General features: G+C 49.3%; 24 protein-coding genes and 2 tRNA genes. 14 read left to right on the top strand and 12 right to left on the bottom strand.

The genetic code is table 11. From position 1 onward, the window contains the following. Both KME11_02295 and KME11_02290 read left to right on the top strand, forming a co-directional pair. Entirely contained in the window at positions 1-714 is a 714-nt protein-coding gene (locus KME11_02295; protein MBW4514039.1) for a response regulator transcription factor, read from the top strand. Between the two features lie 69 nt (positions 715-783). Then, positions 784-1,302 carry a DUF192 domain-containing protein gene (locus KME11_02290; protein MBW4514038.1) on the top strand — a complete coding sequence of 173 codons (519 nt, stop codon included), beginning with the start codon at positions 784-786 and terminating at the stop codon, positions 1,300-1,302. Between the two features lie 21 nt (positions 1,303-1,323). On the opposite strand, the gene KME11_02285 is transcribed toward KME11_02290, so the two are convergent. The 5 genes from KME11_02285 to lpdA form a co-directional block, all read right to left on the bottom strand. Continuing rightward, positions 1,324-2,475, bottom strand: coding sequence for an alanine--glyoxylate aminotransferase family protein (locus KME11_02285; protein MBW4514037.1), 1,152 nt, complete (start codon positions 2,473-2,475; stop codon positions 1,324-1,326). A gap of 105 nt (positions 2,476-2,580) precedes the next feature. Continuing rightward, positions 2,581-3,720, bottom strand: a complete 1,140-nt coding sequence (locus tag KME11_02280) for a hypothetical protein (GenBank protein MBW4514036.1) — start codon at positions 3,718-3,720, stop codon at positions 2,581-2,583. Between the two features lie 110 nt (positions 3,721-3,830). Continuing rightward, a complete protein-coding gene (locus tag KME11_02275; protein ID MBW4514035.1) occupies positions 3,831-4,088 on the bottom strand; it encodes a DUF5340 domain-containing protein in 258 nt (85 codons plus the stop codon). Between the two features lie 120 nt (positions 4,089-4,208). Next, entirely contained in the window at positions 4,209-5,093 is an 885-nt protein-coding gene (gene trpC / locus KME11_02270) for an indole-3-glycerol phosphate synthase TrpC (GenBank protein MBW4514034.1), read from the bottom strand. Between the two features lie 3 nt (positions 5,094-5,096). After that, the gene (gene lpdA / locus KME11_02265; GenBank protein ID MBW4514033.1) at positions 5,097-6,536 is read right to left on the bottom strand and encodes a dihydrolipoyl dehydrogenase; all 1,440 of its coding nucleotides are present in this window, start codon (positions 6,534-6,536) and stop codon (positions 5,097-5,099) included. Positions 6,537-6,648: 112 nt separating this feature from the next. Between lpdA and KME11_02260 the strand changes: the two genes are divergently transcribed. Continuing rightward, the gene (locus KME11_02260) at positions 6,649-6,903 is read left to right on the top strand and encodes a hypothetical protein (protein ID MBW4514032.1); all 255 of its coding nucleotides are present in this window, start codon (positions 6,649-6,651) and stop codon (positions 6,901-6,903) included. On the opposite strand, the gene KME11_02255 is transcribed toward KME11_02260, so the two are convergent. After that, positions 6,900-7,676, bottom strand: coding sequence for an RNA methyltransferase (locus KME11_02255; GenBank protein MBW4514031.1), 777 nt, complete (start codon positions 7,674-7,676; stop codon positions 6,900-6,902). The two genes, KME11_02260 and KME11_02255, sit on opposite strands and share 4 nt — an antisense overlap. 209 nt (positions 7,677-7,885) lie before the next feature. Beyond that, positions 7,886-7,969, bottom strand: a tRNA-Leu gene (locus KME11_02250). A gap of 369 nt (positions 7,970-8,338) precedes the next feature. Between KME11_02250 and murA the strand changes: the two genes are divergently transcribed. From murA to KME11_02230, 4 genes are all read left to right on the top strand, one after another. Further along, entirely contained in the window at positions 8,339-9,670 is a 1,332-nt protein-coding gene (murA, locus tag KME11_02245) for a UDP-N-acetylglucosamine 1-carboxyvinyltransferase (GenBank protein MBW4514030.1), read from the top strand. A gap of 214 nt (positions 9,671-9,884) precedes the next feature. Further along, entirely contained in the window at positions 9,885-10,778 is an 894-nt protein-coding gene (locus KME11_02240) for a M48 family metallopeptidase (GenBank protein MBW4514029.1), read from the top strand. Positions 10,779-10,857: 79 nt separating this feature from the next. Then, positions 10,858-10,939: transfer RNA gene (locus KME11_02235), tRNA-Leu, on the top strand. A gap of 101 nt (positions 10,940-11,040) precedes the next feature. Further along, complete coding sequence (locus KME11_02230; GenBank protein ID MBW4514028.1) at positions 11,041-11,346, top strand: hypothetical protein; 306 nt, start codon at positions 11,041-11,043, stop codon at positions 11,344-11,346. Here KME11_02230 and KME11_02225 read toward each other — a convergent pair. After that, complete coding sequence (locus KME11_02225; protein MBW4514027.1) at positions 11,343-12,452, bottom strand: ferrochelatase; 1,110 nt, start codon at positions 12,450-12,452, stop codon at positions 11,343-11,345. The genes KME11_02230 and KME11_02225 overlap by 4 nt on opposite strands. Positions 12,453-12,799: 347 nt before the next feature. Between KME11_02225 and KME11_02220 the strand changes: the two genes are divergently transcribed. Then, positions 12,800-13,246, top strand: coding sequence for a hypothetical protein (locus KME11_02220; GenBank protein ID MBW4514026.1), 447 nt, complete (start codon positions 12,800-12,802; stop codon positions 13,244-13,246). 35 nt (positions 13,247-13,281) lie between these two features. On the opposite strand, the gene KME11_02215 is transcribed toward KME11_02220, so the two are convergent. Continuing rightward, positions 13,282-13,506, bottom strand: coding sequence for a Calvin cycle protein CP12 (locus KME11_02215; GenBank protein ID MBW4514025.1), 225 nt, complete (start codon positions 13,504-13,506; stop codon positions 13,282-13,284). A 290-nt stretch (positions 13,507-13,796) separates the two neighbouring features. On the opposite strand from KME11_02215, the gene KME11_02210 reads away from it, so the two are divergent. Beyond that, positions 13,797-15,020, top strand: coding sequence for an FIST C-terminal domain-containing protein (locus KME11_02210; GenBank protein ID MBW4514024.1), 1,224 nt, complete (start codon positions 13,797-13,799; stop codon positions 15,018-15,020). A gap of 8 nt (positions 15,021-15,028) precedes the next feature. Here the strand turns inward: KME11_02210 and KME11_02205 are convergent, their stop codons facing one another. Next, positions 15,029-16,252, bottom strand: a complete 1,224-nt coding sequence (locus tag KME11_02205) for a beta-lactamase family protein (GenBank protein ID MBW4514023.1) — start codon at positions 16,250-16,252, stop codon at positions 15,029-15,031. A gap of 175 nt (positions 16,253-16,427) precedes the next feature. Between KME11_02205 and lnt the strand changes: the two genes are divergently transcribed. Beyond that, on the top strand, positions 16,428-17,948 hold the full coding sequence (lnt, locus tag KME11_02200; protein MBW4514022.1) for an apolipoprotein N-acyltransferase: 1,521 nt from the start codon (positions 16,428-16,430) through the stop codon (positions 17,946-17,948). Here lnt and KME11_02195 read toward each other — a convergent pair. Beyond that, positions 17,945-18,250, bottom strand: coding sequence for a hypothetical protein (locus KME11_02195; GenBank protein MBW4514021.1), 306 nt, complete (start codon positions 18,248-18,250; stop codon positions 17,945-17,947). The genes lnt and KME11_02195 overlap by 4 nt on opposite strands. 231 nt (positions 18,251-18,481) lie before the next feature. Here KME11_02195 and KME11_02190 point away from each other — a divergent pair, with 231 nt between their 5' ends. Next, the gene (locus KME11_02190) at positions 18,482-19,318 is read left to right on the top strand and encodes a photosystem II manganese-stabilizing polypeptide (protein ID MBW4514020.1); all 837 of its coding nucleotides are present in this window, start codon (positions 18,482-18,484) and stop codon (positions 19,316-19,318) included. A gap of 73 nt (positions 19,319-19,391) precedes the next feature. Here KME11_02190 and KME11_02185 read toward each other — a convergent pair whose 3' ends face one another. Further along, positions 19,392-20,165: a hypothetical protein gene (locus KME11_02185; GenBank protein ID MBW4514019.1), complete on the bottom strand. Its 774-nt coding sequence runs from the start codon at positions 20,163-20,165 to the stop codon at positions 19,392-19,394. Positions 20,166-20,608: 443 nt separating this feature from the next. On the opposite strand from KME11_02185, the gene KME11_02180 reads away from it, so the two are divergent. The 3 genes from KME11_02180 (at position 20,609) to KME11_02170 (ending at position 22,748) form a co-directional block, all read left to right on the top strand. Continuing rightward, positions 20,609-21,382: an RNA polymerase sigma factor SigF gene (locus KME11_02180; protein ID MBW4514018.1), complete on the top strand. Its 774-nt coding sequence runs from the start codon at positions 20,609-20,611 to the stop codon at positions 21,380-21,382. Positions 21,383-21,514: 132 nt separating this feature from the next. Continuing rightward, positions 21,515-22,348: an endonuclease/exonuclease/phosphatase family protein gene (locus tag KME11_02175; protein MBW4514017.1), complete on the top strand. Its 834-nt coding sequence runs from the start codon at positions 21,515-21,517 to the stop codon at positions 22,346-22,348. Beyond that, complete coding sequence (locus KME11_02170) at positions 22,341-22,748, top strand: hypothetical protein (protein MBW4514016.1); 408 nt, start codon at positions 22,341-22,343, stop codon at positions 22,746-22,748. The genes KME11_02175 and KME11_02170 overlap by 8 nt, the downstream gene beginning before the upstream one ends. The last annotated feature ends 20 nt before the right edge of the window (positions 22,749-22,768 follow it).

Genomic DNA, 22,768 nt, shown 5'->3' with positions numbered 1-22,768 from the left:
ATGAGCAATGCTCCCCCTACCCTTCCAGACAGCAATACCAAAACGCCCCATGTTTTGGTCATTGAAACCGATGAAGTGTTAGCCAAGCAAATGAGCCTAGATTTACAGGAGGCTGGCTACGAAACGGCGATCGCCCCAGATGTTGCCATAGGATTACGGAAAGTCCGGGAGCTACAGCCAGCGCTGATTGTTTTAGATCGGATGCTAGCCAGCGAATCGGGGTTAACGCTAGCGAACCATTTGCGATCGATCGGCACTCGCAGCCCGATCATTTTGTTGATGGTACGCGATGCCGTCGACGATCGAGTGGCTTGCTTAGAGGCAGGAGCCGATGATTATTTTCTGAAGCCCTATCGCACCGATGACTTTCTCAAGCTAGTCAGGCTCTACCTCAAGACCGAGGCTCCAAGCCATGAGCAGCTTCGGTTTGGAGACTTAATACTCGATCTTGCTACCCGCCGAGCCAGCCGCAATGCGCGGCTGATTGACCTGACGATGAAAGAGTTTGAACTCCTCAAGTTTTTAATGGAACATCCCCGCGAAGTGTTAACCCGTGAACAAATTCTCGAAAATGTCTGGGGCTACGATTTTGTCGGTGAATCTAATGTAATAGAAGTTTATGTGCGTTATCTGCGGCTGAAAGTTGAAGACGAGGGCGAGAAACGACTCATCCAAACGGTGCGGGGAGTGGGGTATGTGTTAAGAGAAGCGTAATACAGTCAATGGTCAAAACAATGATCAGAAGTTAAAGTCGTCAAAATAATAATCAGTCAAAATAATCAAATGATTAATCATTCTGTGCTGAAGAGTTTAGTGGGCATGACAGCCAGCATTCTACTCTTAGGCTGTGCCTCTTCCTCTCCACCCGTTGCGCAAGTGCCAGCAACCCTCTCCCAAGCAAGCCCTCTGCAAACCTTGCCCATTACTGCCAAAGTGACCTTCGAAGATCAGGTCATTCAGCTTGAGGTCGCCGGAACTCCAGAGCAACAAGAAATCGGGTTAATGAATCGTCCTCCCCTTGCTGACGATCGCGGCATGTTATTTCCCTTCGAGCCGCCTCGCCCGGTCATATTTTGGATGAAAGATACGCCTTCGCCATTGGATATTGTGTTCTTGCTCGACGGTGAAGTGAAAGCGATCGCTGCTGATGCCCAGCCTTGTGCCGCCAACCCATGCCCCACCTACGGCTCGAAGGAGTCTGTTAATCAAGTGATCGAACTGCGGAGCGGTCGGGCTGAGGAACTAGGACTTCAGGTAGGCGATCGCGTCTCTGTCGAGTTTCTCGATCGCCCTTCATCCTAAAGTTCTGGGTTAGATCTCCTTCTACCCTGCTGCCAAGGCTTTTGCTGCTGCTGTCACCCCAGCACCCGGTGTAAATCCTTCATAATTCAACTCCTGAAGAGCAGCCTCTAACGCACTCATTGCCGTGAGAATATCGCGATCGCTGACAAACCCTAAGTGCCCTACCCGGAAGATTTTGCCACTCAGATGATCTTGTCCTCCTGCCATCGCAATATCAAACCGCTTCCGCACAATCGACCGAATCTTCTCGGCATCCACGTTAATAGGCGCAACCGCTGTGATCGCTGGGCTCCCATATCCATCTGCTGCCAATAACGGCAACCCCATTGCCTTCATCGCGGCGCGGGTAGCGTTCATTTGTCGATGATGGCGCGCAAAGATATTCTCTAATCCTTCTGCCCGCATCATCTTCAGCGCCACTTGTAGAGCAAAGAACATATTAACGGGAGGCGTAAAAGGTGTGCTGTTTTTTGCCGCGTCTTTACGATACTTGCCCAAGTCCAGGTAGTAGCGAGGTAACTTGGCGTGGGTGTAAGCTTCCCATGCTTTAGAACTGACCGCCACAAAGCCTAAACCAGGAGGTAGCATAAAGCCCTTCTGAGAGCCAGATCCAACCACATCTAGGTTCCACTCATCCATGGGCACACTGGTTGCGCCTAAACTAGTGACGGCATCGGCAATCATGAGTGCCCCGTGGGCTTTCACAGGGCGGCTGATGGTTTTCAAGTCGTTGAGAACGCCTGTGGAGGTTTCGCTATGGGTAACAATGACCGCTTTGATTTGCTTATCAGTGTCTGCCTCTAGAGAAGCGCGAAACTGTTCAGGGTCGAGGGGTTTGCCCCATTCTGAGGTGATGCTCTCGACCGTAAGACCGTAGGCTTGACAAACTTCTGCCCAGCGTTCGCCAAACTTGCCGTTAGAACCGACCAAAACGCGATCGCCAGGACTCAAGAAGTTAATAATTCCCGCTTCCATTGCGCCCGTGCCGCTTGCCGCCAGCACCAGCACATCGTTTTGGGTTTGGTGCAGCCACTTTAAGCCTTCTACCACCTCTGCCATAATCTTGCTAAAGTCACCGCTCCGGTGCCCAATCGGGTGCTTGGCTAGTGCCAGCAAGACCTGTTCCGGTACGGGTGTGGGGCCCGGAATCATCAGCATTAGTTTATCGTCCATTCGTCTACCCTGCCTTTGTGAGGATTGTTCATCGTCGATGTCTAGATCAGGATGATACAACTTGGCGATTTGGTTTGGCTAACGCGATTTTAGGTTTTGCGGTTTTTAGGTTTCTATACTGGGTTTTGGCTTATTGCCCCGTCGCCGCGTCAAAAAATCTGGCAGATCGGGGGGCAACAGCTTGGGAAGAGGCAGGGCAGCAAGAGAGCGGGGTTCCAATTTCTCGGGGCGGAGGTCGTTGAAATGTTGAGCCAGGAGCGATCGCACTATTGGATCATTCACCTGTTGCAGGCGCTCTTTAATCTGCATTCTTTCTTCTTGGCTAGCGAGGTAGCGATCTTTCCAATACTGCACTGCGGTTTCCTGCTCGGTGGCATGTTGTGCCTGGTGCAGCACTTGCTCTTGCATTTCTGCGGTTTGTAGCTCCAGATTGGTCACCCGAATTTGCAGGCGATCGCGCTCTTCTTCCATTTCCTGATGAAGCTGCTGCCAACGGGTATGGTTCATGGTCTGTTGCGCAATCTGCTGCTCCAGTTCTTCCACTTGTCCCTGTGCCTTAGCAAAGTCTTGGCGCATTGCCACCAGTGCCGGACTTTTTGCCGATAGCTCTCGAATTTGGTCGCGAGCAGAGTCTAGCTGCACCTGCAAACTTGTCGTCGAAGCCCGGACTGCCAAGGTTTCTGACTCTAACTCGCTGACCCGTAGCTGCCGCGACTCTAGCTGAGTCTGCACATCCTGAAGTTGGATGCCCATGCGAGTCCGCTGTCCTTGTGCCTCCCGCTGGTCTTCCATAAGCTTGAGGCGCAACCGCTCTAGCTCTTGCTGCTGGGTTTGGGTAATGACCTCAACGCTCACTAATAACTCTTCAACAGCTTGATCACGCTGCTGGGTTTCAAGAATTTGAGCTTCTAGTGCCTGTCCTTGCTCTACAATTTGCAACTTGAGACGCGCGATCGCCTGCTGCTGTACATAAGCAAATTCCTCGGTGTTAGCAAGCTGCGACTCCAAAACCTGTTGGTCTTGCACCTGTGTCTTCAGATCACTGATACACTGAATTGCCTGGTCTAGTGCCTGCTCTAAGTGATAAATTCGGGAGATCTTTTCTTGCTCGGAGGCTGGAACTGCCAACTCGTTTAAAAGCGTCTGATGGGCGGTTAGAGAACAGGTCAGCTTCAATGCCATGTCCTCCTCCACTTCAGAAAAGGGAGGATTAAGCGGGTTAACTGGAAGACAACTGTCGTGCATAGAGCTTAACTGCGACACTCAAGACCTCGAAGCGTGGGGTCATTTGTCCAGAGAATTCTAACAGGTTATTGGGCAAGAGATCGGGTTTCTTCTACTTTTGTCTAGGGCTGCTACTCCTTGGGCATGGGTGTGGAAACTGCTTCATTGGATTCGTTTAACGACCATCGATAATCAATTGCTAAGTTCGATCGCCGACAGCTTTCCTCGATCTGTCGCTGCTGCGAAGCTGCTTTGCGAAGATTAACAATCAGTTCTTGCACTTGCTCTTGGAGGACATGATTTCGGTCTACCGAGCGCATAGTCTGGCGTTCCAGGAGTTGCAGCAGTAGCTCGTAGTGAATATGAGAAGGAAGAGGAATCGGCTCCATGCGGACTGTAACTCAATGATGGGGAATAAACGTGAAAAGTATGAATATATATCAACACTCTTTCAGTATGCACCTAAATCCCAACTCGCAAAGGATGGGTAGGATACGGACTGAAGAGATTTATTGAAAAAATAAATTAGCGATCGCCTTTCCCGGATCGGGCTGTGTGACCAAAGATTCGCCAATGAGGACTGCCCCAACTCCCGCCTGCCGCACTCGCTGCAAGTCCTCTGGCTGATGCAGACCTGACTCGCTCACCACCAGGATTTCACGAGTTTTGAGCGCTTCATCTCTTGCCTTTAGAATCTGCTCAGTCGTCTGCAAATCTACTGAGAAATCTTCTAGGTTACGGTTGTTGATGCCGACTAAAGCCACCCCATCTAGCGCCAAAACGCGATCGAGTTCTGCCAAGGTATGCACTTCAATTAATGCCACCATGCCCAGGACTTTGGCAATTTTGAGAAAATATTGCAGATCCCTATCTTCTAAAATTGCCGCAATTAGCAGCACAGCATCAGCACCATTGATTCGAGCCAGGTAAAGCTGATAAGGATAGATGATGAACTCTTTGCAGAGCAGTGGAATTTCGACCGCAGCCCGAATGTTCTTAAGGTTGGCGAAGCTGCCCTGAAAGAATTTTTCGTCAGTCAAAACCGAGAGGCAGCTGGCGCCCCCAGCCTGATAAGACTGGGCGATCGCCACTGCATCAAAATCTTCTCGCAGCACGCCTTTACTGGGCGAAGCCTTCTTCACCTCGGCAATGAGCGCGGGCTGAGTCTTCCCTTGTTTCAGCGCCCTCACAAAATCTTGAGGAGGAGGGCAATCTACAATTTGTCGCTGTAGCTCATCCAGCGGTGTTCTTTCTCGCATCTGGGTGATTTCTTTTTCTTTTTGCCAAACAATTTCTTCTAAAATATTCAGCGGCTCTAGGTCAGAAACCATGGCTTGAAACCGGACAGCATCGACTGCAATTTCGGGACTGGGGTGACGACGACGAATTTGAATCATTTAATGCGCTTCTGCTCCCACGGCTCGTTTGTAAGCTTCATCTAAGACTTCCGATAGGGTGGGATGGGTATGGACAACATACGCCAAATCATGCACCGATTGCCGCAGGGCAATGGCGTTTGCTGCCTCCTGAATCAGGTCAGCCGCATGGAGTCCAAAAATATGAACGCCCAAAACTTCACCCGTGTCCTTACGGTAAATCACTTTAGCAATACCGTCAGTTTCGCCTTCTGCTAATGCCTTTGCGTTGCTTTTGAAGTACGATCGCACCGTAGCAATTTCAAAGCCTTCGGTCGCTGCTAGTTCCTTTGCTTGCGGCTCTGTTAAGCCCACAAAGCTAACTTCGGGGTGGGTAAACGCTGCTGCTGGAATGCTGCGATAGTCTACCGTCCGAGGGCGACCACAGATATTTTCGATCGCTACCACACCCTGAGCCGCCGCCGTATGTGCCAACATCATCTTGCCTGTCGCATCCCCGATCGCCCACAAATGCTGCTCTGGCTGACCTTGGGTTAACACTGCCATCTGGTCATTCACGGGAATAAAGCCCCGGCGATCGAGTTCTGCTCCCACGGTTTCCAAGCCCAAATCCTTTGTTAGCGGTATCCGCCCAGTCGCAATCAAACAGGCATCGACTTCCAGTACTTCTACGACTTCCTTCGTTTTGGCATCGGCTAATTCAATCACGACAGGAGATCCCGGAATGACTCTTTTCGCCAGCAGTCCTACCTTCGTTTCAATATCTCGTGGGTCAATCAGCACACGCTTGGCTAGCTTGGCAATATCAGGATCAAAGCCTGGCATCAGTTGATCTAGCGCCTCAATTAAAGTAATCTCGCAGCCCAACGCGGAATAAACATCGGCAAATTCTAAACCAATGTAGCCGCTTCCCACGATCGCAATCCAGGGCGGTAGAGACTCCAGCCTCACGGCATCGTCGCTGGTAAAGACCGTCTTGCCATCGATCTCGGCACCAGGCGGCACAAAGGGAATAGAACCTGTAGCGATGATGATGTCTTGTGCTGTCACCGTTCTTTCGCCTTCTGGAGAAGTCACCGTTAGCTTTTGTGCGCCAGCCAACTTGCCTCGCCCAGAAATGATATCAACCCCCAGGCGCTTGAGGCTGCCAATTAACCCTTCGCGCTGTTTAGTCACAATAGATTGAGCATGAGCAGCGATCGCGCCTCGCTCGAATGCCACGTCATTGACCTGGATACCCAGTGCCTTTAAATGATGGGCATCGCGCAGTTCGCGCACCTTACCCGAAGCCGCCAGCAATGCCTTAGAAGGGATACAGCCACGGTTAACACAAGTGCCGCCCATCTCTGCTGCTTCAACAATGGCAGTCTTCAGCCCACAGCTTACCGCGTGCAGAGCAGCCCCATGTCCACCCACACCTGCACCGATAATTACTAAGTCGTAGTCTAATCCGTGACTCACTTCGCTCATCCCCATCAAAGTTTCGTCCCTTCATTCTCAAGGGTGAGGGGTCGATTCCGCAATGGGCGAGTGAGCAATCTGCCAGTTACTTGGGCACTCTAAGCATATTCTTTTGGAAAAAGTCGATTTTGAGATGGATCAAAGTCAGAGAGAACAGCGCCGCGCTGCCAACCAAGCCTTCATGGAGTCGCTCAACCATTTGGGGATGAGCCTACCTGTTTCTGAAGAGTTAACGGTTCCCGTAGAGCCGACTAAACCGACTCTGCCTATTGATCTAGAGGATTTAGAAGCAGCGGCAGCAGATATTGAGAAGTATATGCAGACCAAAGGAGGCATAGAGGCAATATCAACGGATGAATTGACTTAACGGAGCCTTTGCCGTTTTGCTTCGTACAAAATCAAGGCAGCGGCGATCGCCACGTTCAAAGACTCCACGCCCACTGCTAAGGGAATCTTCACCCCCACATCTGCCATTTCTGCTAATTCTGCCGACAATCCTGCTCCTTCATTCCCCAATAAAATCAACGTTGGCTGGCTTAAATCGGCTTCCCAGTAAGTCAGTTCTGCCGTGGGCAAGGTTGCTATCACCTGTACTCCGTGGCTCTGAAACTGCCCGATTTCCTCTTGCAAAGTGGGGCTAACTGCCATGGGTAACCGAAACCACTGCCCCGCCGAGGCTCGAAGCACTTTAGGATGATCTGGATCTACGCTATCGGCGCTGAGCCACAAGCCATCGACTCCAACGGCGGCAGCAGTCCGAATCACGGTGCCCAGGTTGCCGGGGTCTTGAAGAGTTTCTAGGGCAATGCCTAGAGTCGGAATTGGGAGCGCGGTCGGAATATTGCGGTGGGCTGTAGCAACGACACCATCGGGATGCTGGGTCGTGGCGATCGCTTGTAGCACTTCTGGGCTAACGAGTTCAACCCTGGAAGCAAGGGCGATCGCTCGTTCCCAGATCTGCGGATATCGTTCCTGCCAATCAGGAGTACAGCAGACGATCGCCAGCGGACAACCTACCGCGCAAGCTTCCTCCAACAAATGCGTTCCCTCTAGCAAAAACATCTGTTGCTCTCGCCGCTCCTTCGCTTGCTGAAGTTTTCGGAGTTGCTTGACTAAGGGATTTTGCAGACTGGTCAGCATAGGAGGATTTCAAAATAAAAGATTCGTGATGGGAAAGATCCACGAGGGAAGTGATTTAACTTTTGTTAAAAAAATCATTCACTGCATCAGTTGTGCCTATTATTTCAGTCCGGATCTGAAATCGACCTACTGAACCAAAAACTCAGTACACTCCGGGGAATGCACTGAGCCTCTATGTTCGTCAGTTTAAGTAACTTTCACTAACAGGATGCGGAACCCGGGACTTGAACCCGGAAGCCCTTGCGAGCACTAGAACCTGAATCTAGCGCGTCTACCAATTCCGCCAGTTCCGCATTTCACAGTTTTTCAAAAACCCATTTTTTGAAGACTGCGATTTTTAATCATCCCGCCAAGCGGTGCAATTCGTCAACCGATCGCCCCAGGATATTTGTCACGTAGTCCAGGCAGATTGCTCAGTTAAGGTAATTTTTATCTGAATCAATAAAAAATTCAAAATCTGTCCGTAATACTGACTGGACATTGTGGATCTTTCCGGTACAATCAAACCAAATTTGAAGCATCTGTAAAGTTAGCTCAACGAAGCCCTCTCAACAGTGCATTCATTTAGACAAAAACAGCTTATATCCGTCCCGGAGGTCAACGCTATCAATCCCTCTACTAGCTCATTAACCAGCCTATTAACTTCCGATTCTCAGCCTGCCGTGGGTGAAACGGTTCTACAAATCTGGGGAAAAAACCCCTTAAAGGGAGAGGTCAAAATCAGCGGTGCCAAGAACTCGGCATTGGCGATTATGGCAGGGACTCTCCTCTGTAGTGAAGATTGTCGCCTCAGCAATGTTCCCTCCCTTGCTGATGTCGATCGCATGGGCGAAATTCTCTCGGCTCTGGGCGTTCAACTTAAGCGGCAGGGCGATGTTTTGGAAGTTAATACTCGTCACATTGGGCATTCTAAAGCGCCCTATGACTTAGTCAGTCAGCTTCGAGCCAGCTTCTTTGTGATTGGCCCTCTGCTGGCAAGGCTGGGCGTGGCGCGGGTGCCATTACCAGGGGGATGTGCGATCGGCGCTCGTCCGGTTGATTTGCACGTTCGGGGGTTGCAGGCGCTGGGGGCAGATGTTCAAATTGAGCATGGCACTGTTCATGCCTACATTACCGGCGGCAAGAAGCGGTTGCAGGGAGCCAAAATTTATCTAGATATGCCTAGCGTGGGGGCGACCGAAACCCTCATGATGGCAGCAACCCTAGCTGAGGGCGAAACCATTATTGAGAACGCTGCTCAAGAGCCAGAAGTCGTGGATTTAGCCAATTTCTGCCGCTCTATGGGGGCAAACATTCGGGGCGCAGGCACCAATACGATCGTGATTTCTGGAGTAGCTAGCCTTCACGCCACAGATTTCAACATCATTTCCGATCGCATTGAAGCAGGTACCTACCTCATTGCAGGCGCGGTAACTCGCTCTGAAATTATCCTTACCTCGGTCATTCCAGAACACCTTACTGCCGTCATTGCCAAACTGCGTGAGATTGGAGTAGGCATCGTCGAAGATGCACCCAATCGTCTGCGGGTGGTACCAGGGTTAGACTACCACGCTACAGACATTACAACGCTGCCCTATCCGGGCTTTCCTACCGATGTCCAAGCTCCCTTAATGACTTTGATGACCCTGAGCGAGGGCAACAGTGTTATCACTGAAACTTTGTTTGAAAATCGTCTGGGGCATGTGCCAGAACTGAATCGAATGGGAGCAGATATTCGGGTCAAGGGCAACCACGCCATTATTCGAGGTGTGCCTTTTCTGTCGGGTGCACCCGTAATGGCAACAGATTTGCGGGCTTCTGCAGCGTTAGTGCTGGCGGGGTTGGCGGCTGAGGGGATGACCACTATTCGCGGGCTACATCACATGGATCGGGGCTACGACGATTTAGAAGGTAAGCTGAAGGGCTTAGGCGCAAAGATTCAGCGCGTTCAGGTGGTGTCGGAAGATGAAGTGAAACCACCGATCGCCATTGAGCCGTCGTTGGTTTCGTTATAGGGACTTAAGTTAGGGAGTTGTAGAGGGGCGATCGCGCCCCTTTTTGCTTTACCTTATTTGCTTGAGATGGGCAAATTTGAATAGGTTAGGGCGATCGGATTAAAAGGTTTTGGGCAGAGGACGACACGACCTACCTCATCTGCAAAGAATTGGTCTGTACAATAGGAGAGCGCTCTAAATATTTCCTAGCCCAAAATTCAAAATTAGTACTCTCATGTCTTTACCCAAAACGCTTCTCGTGGGTTTAAAGTCTGACCAGTTCAGACATCCGTTAGATCTCCAGGCAACGCAGGCTATGAAACAACTGCTTGGGCTAGATGTATTGCTGCGGAATGTATTGGGATCTGTTGCAGAGCAATTCTTTTACTTAGAAAATATTGCCTCTAGCGTTTTGGTTAGCGATCAGCAGTTGCCCGACTTACATAAGCTTTTGTTGGAAGCATGCAAGATTTTAGATTTGGAACCCCCGCAGCTTTACGTGCGGCAAAATCCTGCTCCGAACGCCTACACCTTTGCGATGCGAGGCAAACAGCCCTTTATTGTCATTCATACTTCCTTAATTGAACTCCTTACCCCTGAAGAAACTCAGGCAGTGATTGCCCACGAGTTAGGGCATCTTAAGTGCGAACACAGCGTCTACTTAACGTTGGCTAATCTGGTGGTATTAGCAGGACAGTTAGTCCCTGGGGGGAGTTTGTTGACTCAAAGCTTGCAAGCACAACTGATGGAATGGGTACGCTGTGCCGAGTTTACCTGCGATCGCGCGGCTCTCTTAGTGGCTCAAAACCCTAGAGTGGTCGCTTCAGTTCTTATGAAGCTAAGTGGCGGCTCTCCCACCCTTGCACCACAACTCAACCTAGATGCATTCCTCGCCCAAGCCCGCTCCTACGAAGATATGAGCACTAGCGACCTGGGCAAAATGCTGAGGCAATTGCAGACGGCTCAACTTAGCCATCCTGTCCCTGTACTTAGAGCCAGGGAAATCGATCGCTGGGCAAGCACCCAGGAATACCAATCCCTTTTAGAGAGGCGACCCTTGCGGTATCTGCAAAGCAGCGTGCCCTTCTCTCAGCAAGATGAAGTTAAAGGCGGTTGGCGGAATTGGTAAGCATCAATCAGTAGTTTTTGACTAATATCTGAAATAAAAAGTGCTTAATGACCTATAATAATTGGACAGCCGAGTCCAAGGGCGGATGGCGGAATTGGTAGACGCACCACACTCAAAATGTGGCATCGAAAGATATGAGAGTTCGAGTCTCTCCCCGCCCATGATCAAACCAAGTAATATTAATAAGGATGAGACATCTGTTTCATCTTCACCTCCATGGCAGCTTGGATAGCATAGAGTAAGGTAACTTGAGGAGAGTTCAATGGCGCAACGACTAAAGCGGTGGGAGTCTCCCCGCAACGAAGGAAGAAACGACAAAGGACGAGGCGGCAGCGCTCGGCAAAGGCAACTCAAAAAGCAAAGACAGGCACTACGACGACGGCTCAAAGATCAAACTGACGGGCACAACGATCAATCACCATTAAACAGAGACAAAAAAGGAGAGAACCTAGCGTTCTCTCCTTTTTTGTTTGATGAAGCGTTTTTGTTTAGCGGTGCGTTTAACTGTCCTTCTCACAGACTCCTCACAGCGTCAGGTAGCGAATCTGACGCTAAGGCACTTGGTTAGTGGGGATGAGGATGATTGTGGCTATGATGGTCATGACTATGAGGCTCGTGGCTGTGATGGTCATGGCTGTGACTGGCTTCAGCTTGAACTTTAGCCAACGCCGGATCCACTGACAGAGCCTGCTCTGACAGTAGTGCCGAAATCTGGTCTTCTGCCCAGTCTGCCACCATTTGTAAGAACTCAGGATGGTCGTTCACACAAGCCATTTGCACATAGGTTACATCAGGACGCTGACGACGCAACCCATGGATGATGTGATCCACATCTAGGAGGGTTTCATGGTTTTCTGTAGCAAACCCAATTGGCATAAAGACAAGAGCCGTTGCGCCTACCGCCATCAAATTTTTGGCTGCCAGATCTGCGTTGGGCTGCGTCCATTCAATTAGGGGCGTTTGATGGTTCAACCAGCCGACCGAAATTAGAGGATAGCGATTGATTAAACGCTCTCTAACGCGCTCGTACATTGCCTGACTCTCGTCAATGCCAGACGTAAAGCCTTTTGCCTTATGGGGACAGCCATGGTTCATCAACACGATGCCAGTTTGCGAAGGGAGGTGAGCAACAGCCAGTTCTTTGGCAATTTTCTCTTCGACTAACCGCGCCATCAAATCAATGTAAGCAGGCTCATTGTAGAACGAGGGAATGTAGCGTTGTCCTTTAACCCAATGCTCCGCGCCATCAGACAACTGTGATAAGCCGTGATTGACTTGCTCGACGGCAATACCGCTTGTGAAGATAGAATCGACGACTAGCAACGGGTAAATTAGCAGTTTGTCAAAGCCTTTTGCCTTAATCTCGGCTAGCACTTGTTGGGGCAAGAAAGGGGCGCAAAAGTTGAAAGCTTTGAAAACCTGAACTTGATTTCCCCAACGCTCTTGAAGACATTTTTCGATGCCTGCCCGCTGTTTTTCAAAAATGGCGTTGTGGGGAGAAATAAAATGATCATGCTGGTGGCTCCATTCGTGGAGATCGAACATTGCCAGCAGTTTAGCAAGGGGAGGATAAATCCAAGTAGGCACGGGCGCAAATTTTGCGGTGAGGAGGTTTAATGCCTGCTCGTTGTAGTTCGCAAAGTCTTCGTAGCTTTCGACTTCGCCATAGCCCATGAGCAGAACGGCTACGCGATCGCCCCCGTAGGCTGCCGAGCCTTGATTTTGCTGAATTTTTTCTGGAGTAGCAACCACGCTTTACACCTCAAATCTGTACGTGTTTTAAGATGCGATCGATCGCATCAGGAGGATCAGCCTTGTAACCTTTCCATTAAAGACAATAACGTATTATCCCTATCCGGGGGAGGGGGATTTTTCAATCGTAGGATTTCTGTAACAAATAGTTTGTAGCATAGACTTTGAGCCTGGATGACTGTCTCAGGTAAGATGTCGTTCTCAAGAGTGCAAAAGCAAGCGATGCTAAAGGCAGAACAAAAGCAATTTCATTCTTCCCTGATTTTCTTATGACACGCGGACTTCTCTGGCTGCCTCTCCTTGCTGTTTTTATTGGACTTGCCTGGGCAGGTTGGAACGAATATCAAAAGCTGGAAGTCTACCGAGGTTGGGCGGAACAATTTGACCGTGCCAAGTTTGATATCTACTCAGTCTTGGGGCAAAGGGGAGATGATTTAACCTGGGGCAAACCGACCCGGAAGGGCATTCTTGACTTGCAAACCTTCAACCGACAGCAGGTTGAGTCTATTTACTTAGTTGTCGATCGACAACCCACAAATTTAGAAAGTCCGCCTATTAAGGCTCGTCAAGTGGCGATCGCGTTTCGTCTATTAAATGTTGAGAAACCTACCGAGATTCCCTTCACAGACTTAGAATTGGCAGTGCAGTGGGGCAAGTTTCTAAAGCAATGGTGGCGATCGCAAGAACGGGATGTCCCGTTGGACACCCCGCTGTAAATGATGCACTTTTACTAATTCATTTACTCATTCGCTTAGTTGTCGTAAACCCGGCACTCTAAAGCATCGGGGTTATCATCGCAGTATTCTTGCAAAGAATTCTTAGAAACCTTCTGCTTTTGGTGAGCAGCTTCTGCTTGCAGTTCTTCAACAGTGTCCCATGCCACCGCACACTCGGCAGAGCCAGGGCCGCTGGTTTCGCAGGCTTCGCGTGCTGCCTGGCGTTCTTGGTCAATTTTTGCTTGAATGTCGTTGCTCATAGGTATCTTGCCTTAGCTCGTAATGTACATAGCCTTTAGCTCTAGGTTAGCGCATCCAAATTTGTATTGACTTTCCTAAAGCGCTTGCCAAATTGTCTCACCTCTTTACTACGACACGAGATCAGAAAATTGGAGTTGATTGCAACCTTTTTCTTAAGATTTGGCTCTTCCCAGTTCACAAATAGCCTATGGTTTGGATAACAGGATTGAACAAAAGGAACTGCTCCTTCCTATCCAGCACAGCGGATAATAAGACTATCGATTTGTAAGTGGAAGCCATGACGCAGCCAATGAAGTGGGTCAACGCCCTATCAACCCGCCCCTCCCTAGAGGCAGCAGTGGAGGATGTTGTGGAACAAGCTCAGAAGCTGCTTCGGGTTCCCGCAGACTTGGGGCTGGTCTTCATCTCCTCTGCTTTTGCGAGTGAATATTCTCGTCTGATGCCCCTGTTACAAGAAAAATTGTTACAAGAAAAGTTGACCCTGCCCGCTCTCATTGGCTGCTGTGGGGGGGGCATTGTCGGGATAGATGATCACGGCAGCGTTCAGGAAGTGGAAGATGGTGCTGCCCTCAGCCTGACTTTGGCGCGCTTGCCTGATGTTAAAGTGCAGACGTTTCATATTTCAACAGACGTTTTACCTGATCCCGACAGTTCGCCAGATGATTGGGTCGAGTTGATGGGCGTACCCCCACAAGATCAACCTCACTTCATCCTGCTGAGTGATCCGATGTCCTCAGGTACTAATGAGTTGCTGCAAGGATTGGATTTTGCCTATGCCGGAGCAGCTAAGGTGGGTGGCTTAGCAGATGCAGGCTTATCTGGTAGTCATAGCAGCTTATTTTGCGACTTTAAGCAATACCGTGAGGGCGTAGTGGGCGTGGCACTCAGCGGCAATTTGGTCATGGAAACGATTGTGGCGCAAGGCTGTCGTCCCATTGGTCAGCCCTATCAGGTAGTAGAAGGGGAGCGAAATATTTTGCTGAAGCTGGAAGAGTCGGCTTATGGCAAAACCCACACACCCTTAGAAATTTTGCAAGGGATTTTTGAGGGTTTGGATGAAGAAGACCGGGCACTGGCACAGCGATCGCTCTCGATTGGCATTGCCCAAAGTGCTTTTAAGCAAACCCTAGAGCAGGGAGATTTTCTGATTCGTAACGTGCTAGGCGTAGATCCTCGAACCGGAGCAATGGCAATTGGCGATCGCGTTCGTCCGGGTCAACGCATCCAGTTTCACCTGCGCGATGCTGAGGCTTCGGAAGACGATCTAACGATGTTATTAGAACGTTATCAAAACCAAGATCAATCTTCATCGCCTGCCGGAGCGCTGATGTTTGCCTGTTTAGGACGAGGCGAAGGACTTTATAAACGACCTAACTTCGACTCTCGCCTATTTACCCGCTATCTGAATGTCCCGCTGAGCGGCTTTTTCTGTAACGGCGAGATTGGCCCTGTCGGCAACACCACTTTTCTTCATGGCTACACATCTGTTTTTGGAATTTGTCGTCAGATCTAACGACCCGTTCAGCGACCCTCTACGTCCAAAATGATCCGTAAGCTCTCCTGAATTAGGTCAGATGGGTTAGTTTGCCGACTGTCGCCACTATTTGTCCAAGCCACAATAATCAGGTCGTGAGCAGGCAAATACAGGATATCTGACACAAAGCCCGTCGTTTTGCCGGTATGCCCCCAAGCTTCTCCCCAAATGGTAGGCGTGTAGGTTATGCCTAGCCCATATCCGCCCCGCTTGTCACTTCGCACAAGCGTCATCATTTTCTCTAGGGTTTCAGAGCGCAGCAGCACCCCATTGCTAAACAGCGATCGCATGAACCGGGCAAGATCAGGAGCACTCGAAACCAATCCTCCATCGCCCAACCCCAAACCATCATTGAGAAGCGGCTGAGTGACATTTTCAGGAGTCCCGTCAGCATTCCAATCTTGATAGCCCTGAACAAATCCACCGGGGATGGGTTCATGCGCCTCCATAAAAGTGTCATTCAGTTCCAGCGGCTCTATGATGCGTTGCCGAATTTCGGTGGAAAGAGAGTTGCCCGTCGCCTTCTCCACAATTAACTCTAGTAGCAAATAATTGGTGTTAGAGTAAAAAAACGACCCTCTCGACGTTGCGGCACCTCTGCCCTCTGCATATTCCAGAACTTCTTTGGCTTGCCATTTATGGGTAGGGTTTGCCATGACCGCTTGCTTGAAAGCATCACTATACGGGTCGGGTAAGCCACTGGTATGGTTAAGGAGTTGGCGAATGGTAATTTCTCTACTATCAGAGATGCGACTGCCTACTTCCTGCGGCAGCCAGTCTACGATCGCATCGCTCAAATCTAACTGTCCATCCTCCGCCAACTGCAAACAAACGACTGCCACAAACATTTTGGTTAAGCTGGCAATCCGGAAGCGATCGGTCGGCTGCATCAGCTTCTGCTTCTCTATATCTGCCCACCCTGCTTCGTCCATCCACGTCCCATCAGATGTTGCCACATACAACACGGCTCCCGGCAGATCCTTTGAGAGGCTTTGATCAAGATTCTGTCGAAGTTGGCTACTGACTTGAGCAGAAAAAATTTCGGCTTTAACCGGGGTCTGAGCCGCTGTCGCTTGAGTTTGACGACGAATGGACAGAGGCGGAGCCTCGATCGCCCGCTCTTTCCGACAGCTAGCACCGCCCAGGATAATAATAAGGGTGGAGACCCTTGCGGTATCTGCAAAGCAGCGCGCCCATCTTTTCAGCTTCATGCGTGCCCCTCTGTACCCTATCCTGAACCAGCTTACTGCGATCGTGCCAAAATCAACCTACCTCTTCCGAGTTCTTGTGAGCCAACCGCTTTCCGTAAAAACTTCTTTCCTTAAACTACCCTTCAAATCATGCCCTCTCTTGCCCCTCTCGATCGCTCTTGCCAGCGGAGTTTTGATGGGTTTAACCCCTGCTCCAGCAAATCTGTGGGGCTTAGCGTGGGTTGCTCTGGCTCCGCTGTGGGTGCTAGTGGTTGGGGAAAGCGGTAGCACAGGCGACAAGGCAAGCAGAATGACTCTGTGGGTTCCCTTTGTTTGGGGAGTAGGGTATCACGGTTTAGCATTGGCTTGGATTCGGGGGCTACATCCATTAACCTGGATGGGATTACCTTGGGGAACAAGTGTCGCAATCACAGGGTTTTCTTGGGCGTTCATCACCCTTTGGGGCGCTGCCCTGGGGGTAACTTGGGCAGGGTTATTTGGCTTTGTGTTAAGGCGAGTTCGAGAGACTCGCAAGGGACTGTCTTCCCTTACCCGCGTTCTTTTAGGAACAGCGCTTTGGTGTACTCTCAGCATTTTATGGAACTGTGGGCCCCTGGATTGGACTTCGCTCTCCTTCACCCAAAGTCCTCACAACTTGGCAATTTTGCACTTAGGACAACTCTCAGGTTCTACTGCCGTGACTGGGGCGATCGTTGCTGTTAATGGACTAATTGCAGAAGCTTGGCTCCATCGTTGTTCCCAAAGTCCTGCCCAGCGATTCTGGCTCTCCGTTTCCCCGGTTGCCCTCTTTGTGGCGCTTCATCTGATTGGATTTGCACTTTACAGTCAGCCTCTCACCGAATTACCCGCATCGGCGGTCAAGGTGGGAATTGTTCAAGGCAACATTCCCACCCGCATCAAACTTTTTGAAGAAGGAACGAAACTTTCGCTCGATCGCTACACTCAAGGCTATCAAATCCTGGCAGACCAAGGAGTAGATCTCGTCCTGACTCCTGAAGGGTCACTCCCTTGGCTCTGGTTAGGCAGACCTAGGCAAAGTCAAAACGCTCTCTATCAAGCCATTCTTGATAGGGGTGTTCCTGCCTTAATCGGTACTGTTGGAATGCGCGCAGGCAGGGTAACACAAACCCTGTTCTCTATTACTGGCACTGGAGTCATCATAGGTCGTTACGACAAAATCAAACTCGTTCCCCTGGGCGAGTACATTCCCTTCGAGTCATTTTTAGGGAGATTTATCGATCGCCTCTCACCTGTTGGCTCATCCATGCTGCCTGGAGCAGTGAATCAACACTTCGATACGCCCGTGGGCAGAGCGATCGCCGCCATCTGCTACGAGTCCGCATTTCCCTGGATCTTTCGTAATCAAGCTGCTGCTGGAGGACAATTCATTGTGACCGCTTCCAACAACGATCCCTACAACGCCACGATGATGGCACAACACCATGCCCAAGACGTAATGCGGGCAATCGAAAGCGATCGCTGGGCAGTCCGGGCGACCAACACAGGCTTTTCTGGCATCGTTGATCCCCACGGTAAAACTCAATGGCTCTCTGGCTTTAGAACCTACGAAACCCATGCCCACACCATCTACCGTCGCCAAACCCAGACCCTTTATGTGCGTTGGGGCAATTGGTTGCTGCCCCTACTGCTAGTGGCGGCGCTTATTCGCGTTGGCATAGAAAGCCGGAGGGCTTAAGGATGCTCCTCCTCCGGAATCAAATTGCATAAAAAATTCTGCAACCGCATTCGGTAAATATGGGGCCAGCCGCCATTATTTTCAATGTCCTTCAGCAGGGCATAGAGCGCCTGTCGGTTGTCAGGTAGAGAGTCCTGAAACAACCCATCCCGGATTTCTTGATGCAGCGATTCTAAAAGCCTCAGCAAAGCCAGTAACTTTAGATTATTGCCCTGGCATTGTTGCGCGGTTTTCTTAACCGTTGTGGCGATCGCCTCCAAGTCATTCTGCAAATGCTCCAATCTCGTCTCCTTCTCGCTCATGCTCAGACCTTTTTTCAGTACACATTCTAATGCCTGTAATGCCTGTAATCCCTGTAATTCCCCTAATCCTTTTGATCCCTCTATAAAGGTATCAACCTCCTGTAAAATCAAAGATGAAGGTACTTAATGCCTGCCAACAGGTTCGCCAACTGGCAAAATCAAATTCCCCAGGAATCTATATTTTTAAGATCACACTGGTTGGGTTTTCACATTAGATATTAGAGGTTGACTATGAGGTATCGTGCTGTAATCGCCGCACTCCTAGCGCTTTGTCTAGGATTTCTTACTGCTTGTAGTGAGGGTCCTGCATCCGCATCGAGCGTCGAAGAATTGACCTACGACCAGATTCGCAACACGGGTCTGGCAAACAACTGTCCTCAAATTACCGAGGCAAAACGAGGAACCATCCCGATCGAACGCGGATCAGAATACGTCATCACAGGCTTGTGCTTAGAGCCAACAAATTACTTTGTCAAAGAAGAATCTACCAACAGACGGCAAGGCGCATCCTTCATTGCAGGCAAGCCTCTAACTCGGTTGACCTCTTCTATTGACCAAGTATCGGGCAAACTCTCGGCTGATGCTGATGGCAGCTTGGTATTTGAGGAAAAAGACGGATTTGACTTCCAAGCAACCACTGTCAAAATGCCAGGTGGTGAAATGCATCCATTCCTCTTCACTATTAAAGGCTTGGTTGCCAAAGCTCAAGGCAGTGCCGACAGCATTACCACTTCCACCGATTTCATCGGCGAGTTTAGAGTTCCCTCTTACCGAACTTCTAACTTTCTCGATCCTAAAGGTCGGGGTTTAACTGCGGGCTACGACAACGCCGTGGCGCTACCGGCACAAGCCGATAATGAGGAGCTACTCAGAGAGAACATCAAAAGCTTTGACTTAGGCAAAGGTGAAATTTCTCTACAAGTCGCTAAAATTAATGCAGCTACAGGCGAAATTGCAGGCACGTTTGAGAGCATCCAGCCCTCTGATACTGACATGGGGGGTAAAGCTCCTGTAGATGTGAAAATTATTGGATTGTTCTACGCCAGAGTAGATCCTGCTCAAGTCTAGTAGATCTTGGCATAATCAAAATTGGCGTAATCAAAAAAAGAGGGGTAGAAATCACCCCTCTTTTTTTCGACCTCTAAACCAACGCGCTCTCAGGCAACACCACAGGCTCTACTCCTCTGCGCCGATGTCCACACATCCGGCACTGGTTGTAGTTAGGCTCGCCTGTAATGCCGAACATCAAAACTTCTAGCCGACTAGGCAGGTCGTACGGATCGGCGGCATCGTAATTCACTCGATACCCCATGTCTTGAAGTGCCCCAACCGTTAAACGACTCAAAGGGTTGACATTGGCATTGAGGAACCCCGTCATTAGTTCAACACCCAATATGCGTTCTCGCCAGTGTCCATCACGAGTTCCGGCACCACCCATATTTTCAACAGGGACAGGCGTAGGAGTTTGTCTACCAATTAAGGTCGCATACTCTCTCATAGCATTGATGCCAATAAAGATGGGATTTGTCCGCCCCGCATTCTGCAATAGCCTAAGCTGTTGCCAAATGGTGCCAATTCCTAGGACATGACCCATTTCATGGATAATGACGTTTTCCAGGCTGCCTTCTGCTTCTAGACGGCTTAAATCATCAATATCAAATTCCATGTTGCCTAGGGCAGGCAAAAACGTGTTGGGACGTAAAAAACGAGGTCCCGCTTGTCCTAGAATGCCAAGAGAGCCATCAATCCGGGTTCCAAGCGCCTCAATGACCAAATCGTCAATGACTTCGTTGTTGATCCGCACGGCAGGCAAGTCGCCCACAATAATTTGTGACCATCGAGTTGTTGCAGTTTCAAACACAGCTTGCTGTGCAGAAGTTAAGCCACCCTGAAATCGCACTTCAATGTTGAACATAATGTAGTTCCTTGTCAACAAATGAACCTAGGGAGTAGTTTAGCCGGATTTTTAACTCAAATTTGGCGGGGAAAATTGACGGCGGCTGCCTAATTTTTGGGAATCCATACTAGACCCATACCTATCTATTTTGAAGTAAAGACTTCTTAACATGAAGATTGCCTCTACGTAAAAACAATGGTTTGCCCAAACGGGTTCAAAAATTTGAGTACCTTGATGGACTCGTTTTTGAGCCGTTTTTTTAGCTCAAAATTAGACGCAGAGTAACTTTGAGCGATCGCCAGAGGTTCAGTAAAAACGCAGTGGTTCAGGTCTGAGGCTCAGCCTAAAGTTGTCATCAAATCTAGAAGTTTGCTGAGCGAATCACCGGACATCGGTCTTCATAACAGCTACCTCAACGAGTCTTGATAGAGCGCACTTACCTCATTTACCTGAACCCTGTCATGCTTACCCCAGTCGCGAACGAACTTAAAAGTGAAAGTTTACAGTTGCTCCGGGAGTACTACAAATCTCCCTGTGCCGAAATCCGCAATCAGTTGGTTGAGCTTAACTTTGGGCTGGTGAGAAAGGAAGCTCATCACTGGGTTAATCAATGTACCGAAAGCTATGAAGATCTACTTCAAGTGGGCAGCTTAGGCTTAATCCGAGCGATCGAACGCTTTGATATGTCTCGGGGCAACGCCTTCAGTTCTTTTGCCATTCCTTACATTCGGGGCGAAATTCAACACTATCTGCGCGACAAGGGTTCACCAGTTCGTATTCCGCGCCGCTGGCAAGCTCTACAGCACCAAGCCTCTAACATTACTCGCCAGCTTCAAGTCGAGTTGCACCGTCCACCGACTGACGTGGAAGTGTCCCAAGCATTAGCAATTTCGGTAATGGAATGGCAAGACATTAAACTGGCATATCGCAATCGCGCTCCCCTCAGCCTTGATGCACCCATGCGCGACGAAGATGAGCGATCGACCTCTCTGGGCGACTTGGTTCCTGATAATCACTACCAAAGCTTTCAGTTGGCTCAAGAAGATCAGATTCGTCTTCATCAAGCGTTGGTTCAGCTAGAAAATCGGACTCGTGAGGTTTTAGAATTTGTGTTTCTGCATGACCTGACTCAAAAGGAAACGGCAGAACGTTTAGGAATTAGCGCCGTAACGGTTTCTCGCCGGGTGAAGCGAGGGCTAAAAACGTTGAGAACGTTGATGGTGGCAAGCGCTTAACGCAAAGTTTGTCAGAGGTCGATAGCTCTTCGAGGGTGCAGTTCATCTGCGCCCTTTTTGTTGGGGTCGGTCAATGGGTGGCGATCGCTCCTATTCTTCTATAAGCTATGGGCGGGCTCTATCCTTCAAACGATGGCAACGATACTGTTCTGGAATATCAACAAGAAAAATCTCCTGCAAGATATTGTGTATCTTTGCCATCACCACAATGTTGATATCCTAATTTTGGCAGAATCCCAGATATCAGATGCCAACCTTCTACCCTCCCTCAATTCTTCTGACTCGAACGGTTTGTACTTTGGATTATTTAACAATTTGGCATCGCGCTTATCCTTTTTCTTTCGATATCCTCATCAATCAGTTCGTCCAGTTGCTGATAGTGGAGGTGTTTCGATTCGACATATCTCCCCGCCCATTGGAGTTTCTTTACTACTGGTAGGATTACACTTACCAAGCAAGCTGCACCTTGATGAACGTGAGCAAATGATGCACGCCACTAGAATATCTAAGACAATTCAAGAAGCTGAAAGAAACGTAGGACATTCTAGAACTCTGGTGATTGGAGATTTCAACATGAACCCATTTGAACCTGGCTTAGTTGCATCAGATGGCTTTCATGCTGTTATGGATCAGAAAATAGCCAGGAGACGGAGTAGATCTGTGCAAGGGGAAGACAAGCCGTTTTTCTACAATCCTATGTGGGGACTGATGGGGGATTCTTCTCCAGGCTCTTCAGGGACGTATTATGACAGTAAAGGAGGGTATATCAATTATTTTTGGAATACCTTTGACCAAGTGCTATTGCGACCCGACCTATTAAATCATTTTTCTCAGGAGAGCTTACAGGTTATTTCAGAAGTGGGGAGTAAGAGCTTGCTAGCAGAAACTGGATTACTGAAATCTGTTTCAGATCATCTGCCTGTGTTAGTTAGGCTAAGTATAGAAAGGACGATGAATTATGAATAGTCAAAAAAGTCTTTGGGGTGATTTATCGAAACCTGATATTGTCAGAACTCCCTTCACTATTTTGAAAGAACAGGCTGCAATTCTGTCTGAGGCTACTGACGGTTTACTCGTTGGCGATGTTAGACGGATTCAGAATCAGGAGAAGCAGAATATAGAGCTTCGAGTCGTTGCTCCATCCCTCGATAACTATCGCTATTCAATACTTTCGGTTATTCACGATATTAAACTCTATCCTCTAAGTCTGAACAACTTAGCAAATGATACCTACCACAGACAATGCGACTCTGAGGAAGCGTTCGAGCAAGCTCTTGGCGAAATACTGTCTTCACCAGAAGTTAGAAAAGTAATATCGACACTCTTGTCGGAAATCAACGCAGGTACAGACAAACTTCCATTTTGAGGGATATTTAAGATTTAGAT

It is taken from the genome of Timaviella obliquedivisa GSE-PSE-MK23-08B (assembly GCA_019358855.1).
Taxonomy (GTDB): Bacteria; Cyanobacteriota; Cyanobacteriia; order Elainellales; family Elainellaceae; genus Timaviella; species Timaviella obliquedivisa.
This window is presented reverse-complemented; position numbering and strand designations above follow the sequence as displayed.

Coding starts and splice junctions, on each gene's coding strand:
- lnt (MBW4514022.1), top strand. CDS start 16,428: ATGGGTTTAACCCCTGCTCCAGCAAATCTGTGGGGCTTAGCGTGGGTT.
- KME11_02170 (MBW4514016.1), top strand. CDS start 22,341: ATGAATAGTCAAAAAAGTCTTTGGGGTGATTTATCGAAACCTGATATT.
- KME11_02225 (MBW4514027.1), bottom strand. CDS start 12,452: ATGGGCTATGGCGAAGTCGAAAGCTACGAAGACTTTGCGAACTACAAC.
- KME11_02195 (MBW4514021.1), bottom strand. CDS start 18,250: ATGAGCGAGAAGGAGACGAGATTGGAGCATTTGCAGAATGACTTGGAG.
- KME11_02230 (MBW4514028.1), top strand. CDS start 11,041: ATGGCGCAACGACTAAAGCGGTGGGAGTCTCCCCGCAACGAAGGAAGA.
- KME11_02220 (MBW4514026.1), top strand. CDS start 12,800: ATGACACGCGGACTTCTCTGGCTGCCTCTCCTTGCTGTTTTTATTGGA.
- KME11_02185 (MBW4514019.1), bottom strand. CDS start 20,165: ATGTTCAACATTGAAGTGCGATTTCAGGGTGGCTTAACTTCTGCACAG.
- KME11_02180 (MBW4514018.1), top strand. CDS start 20,609: ATGCTTACCCCAGTCGCGAACGAACTTAAAAGTGAAAGTTTACAGTTG.
- KME11_02210 (MBW4514024.1), top strand. CDS start 13,797: ATGAAGTGGGTCAACGCCCTATCAACCCGCCCCTCCCTAGAGGCAGCA.
- KME11_02240 (MBW4514029.1), top strand. CDS start 9,885: ATGTCTTTACCCAAAACGCTTCTCGTGGGTTTAAAGTCTGACCAGTTC.
- KME11_02255 (MBW4514031.1), bottom strand. CDS start 7,676: ATGCTGACCAGTCTGCAAAATCCCTTAGTCAAGCAACTCCGAAAACTT.
- KME11_02275 (MBW4514035.1), bottom strand. CDS start 4,088: ATGGAGCCGATTCCTCTTCCTTCTCATATTCACTACGAGCTACTGCTG.
- KME11_02295 (MBW4514039.1), top strand. CDS start 1: ATGAGCAATGCTCCCCCTACCCTTCCAGACAGCAATACCAAAACGCCC.
- KME11_02285 (MBW4514037.1), bottom strand. CDS start 2,475: ATGGACGATAAACTAATGCTGATGATTCCGGGCCCCACACCCGTACCG.
- KME11_02205 (MBW4514023.1), bottom strand. CDS start 16,252: ATGAAGCTGAAAAGATGGGCGCGCTGCTTTGCAGATACCGCAAGGGTC.
- KME11_02290 (MBW4514038.1), top strand. CDS start 784: ATGATTAATCATTCTGTGCTGAAGAGTTTAGTGGGCATGACAGCCAGC.
- KME11_02280 (MBW4514036.1), bottom strand. CDS start 3,720: ATGCACGACAGTTGTCTTCCAGTTAACCCGCTTAATCCTCCCTTTTCT.
- KME11_02190 (MBW4514020.1), top strand. CDS start 18,482: ATGAGGTATCGTGCTGTAATCGCCGCACTCCTAGCGCTTTGTCTAGGA.
- KME11_02215 (MBW4514025.1), bottom strand. CDS start 13,506: ATGAGCAACGACATTCAAGCAAAAATTGACCAAGAACGCCAGGCAGCA.
- KME11_02175 (MBW4514017.1), top strand. CDS start 21,515: ATGGCAACGATACTGTTCTGGAATATCAACAAGAAAAATCTCCTGCAA.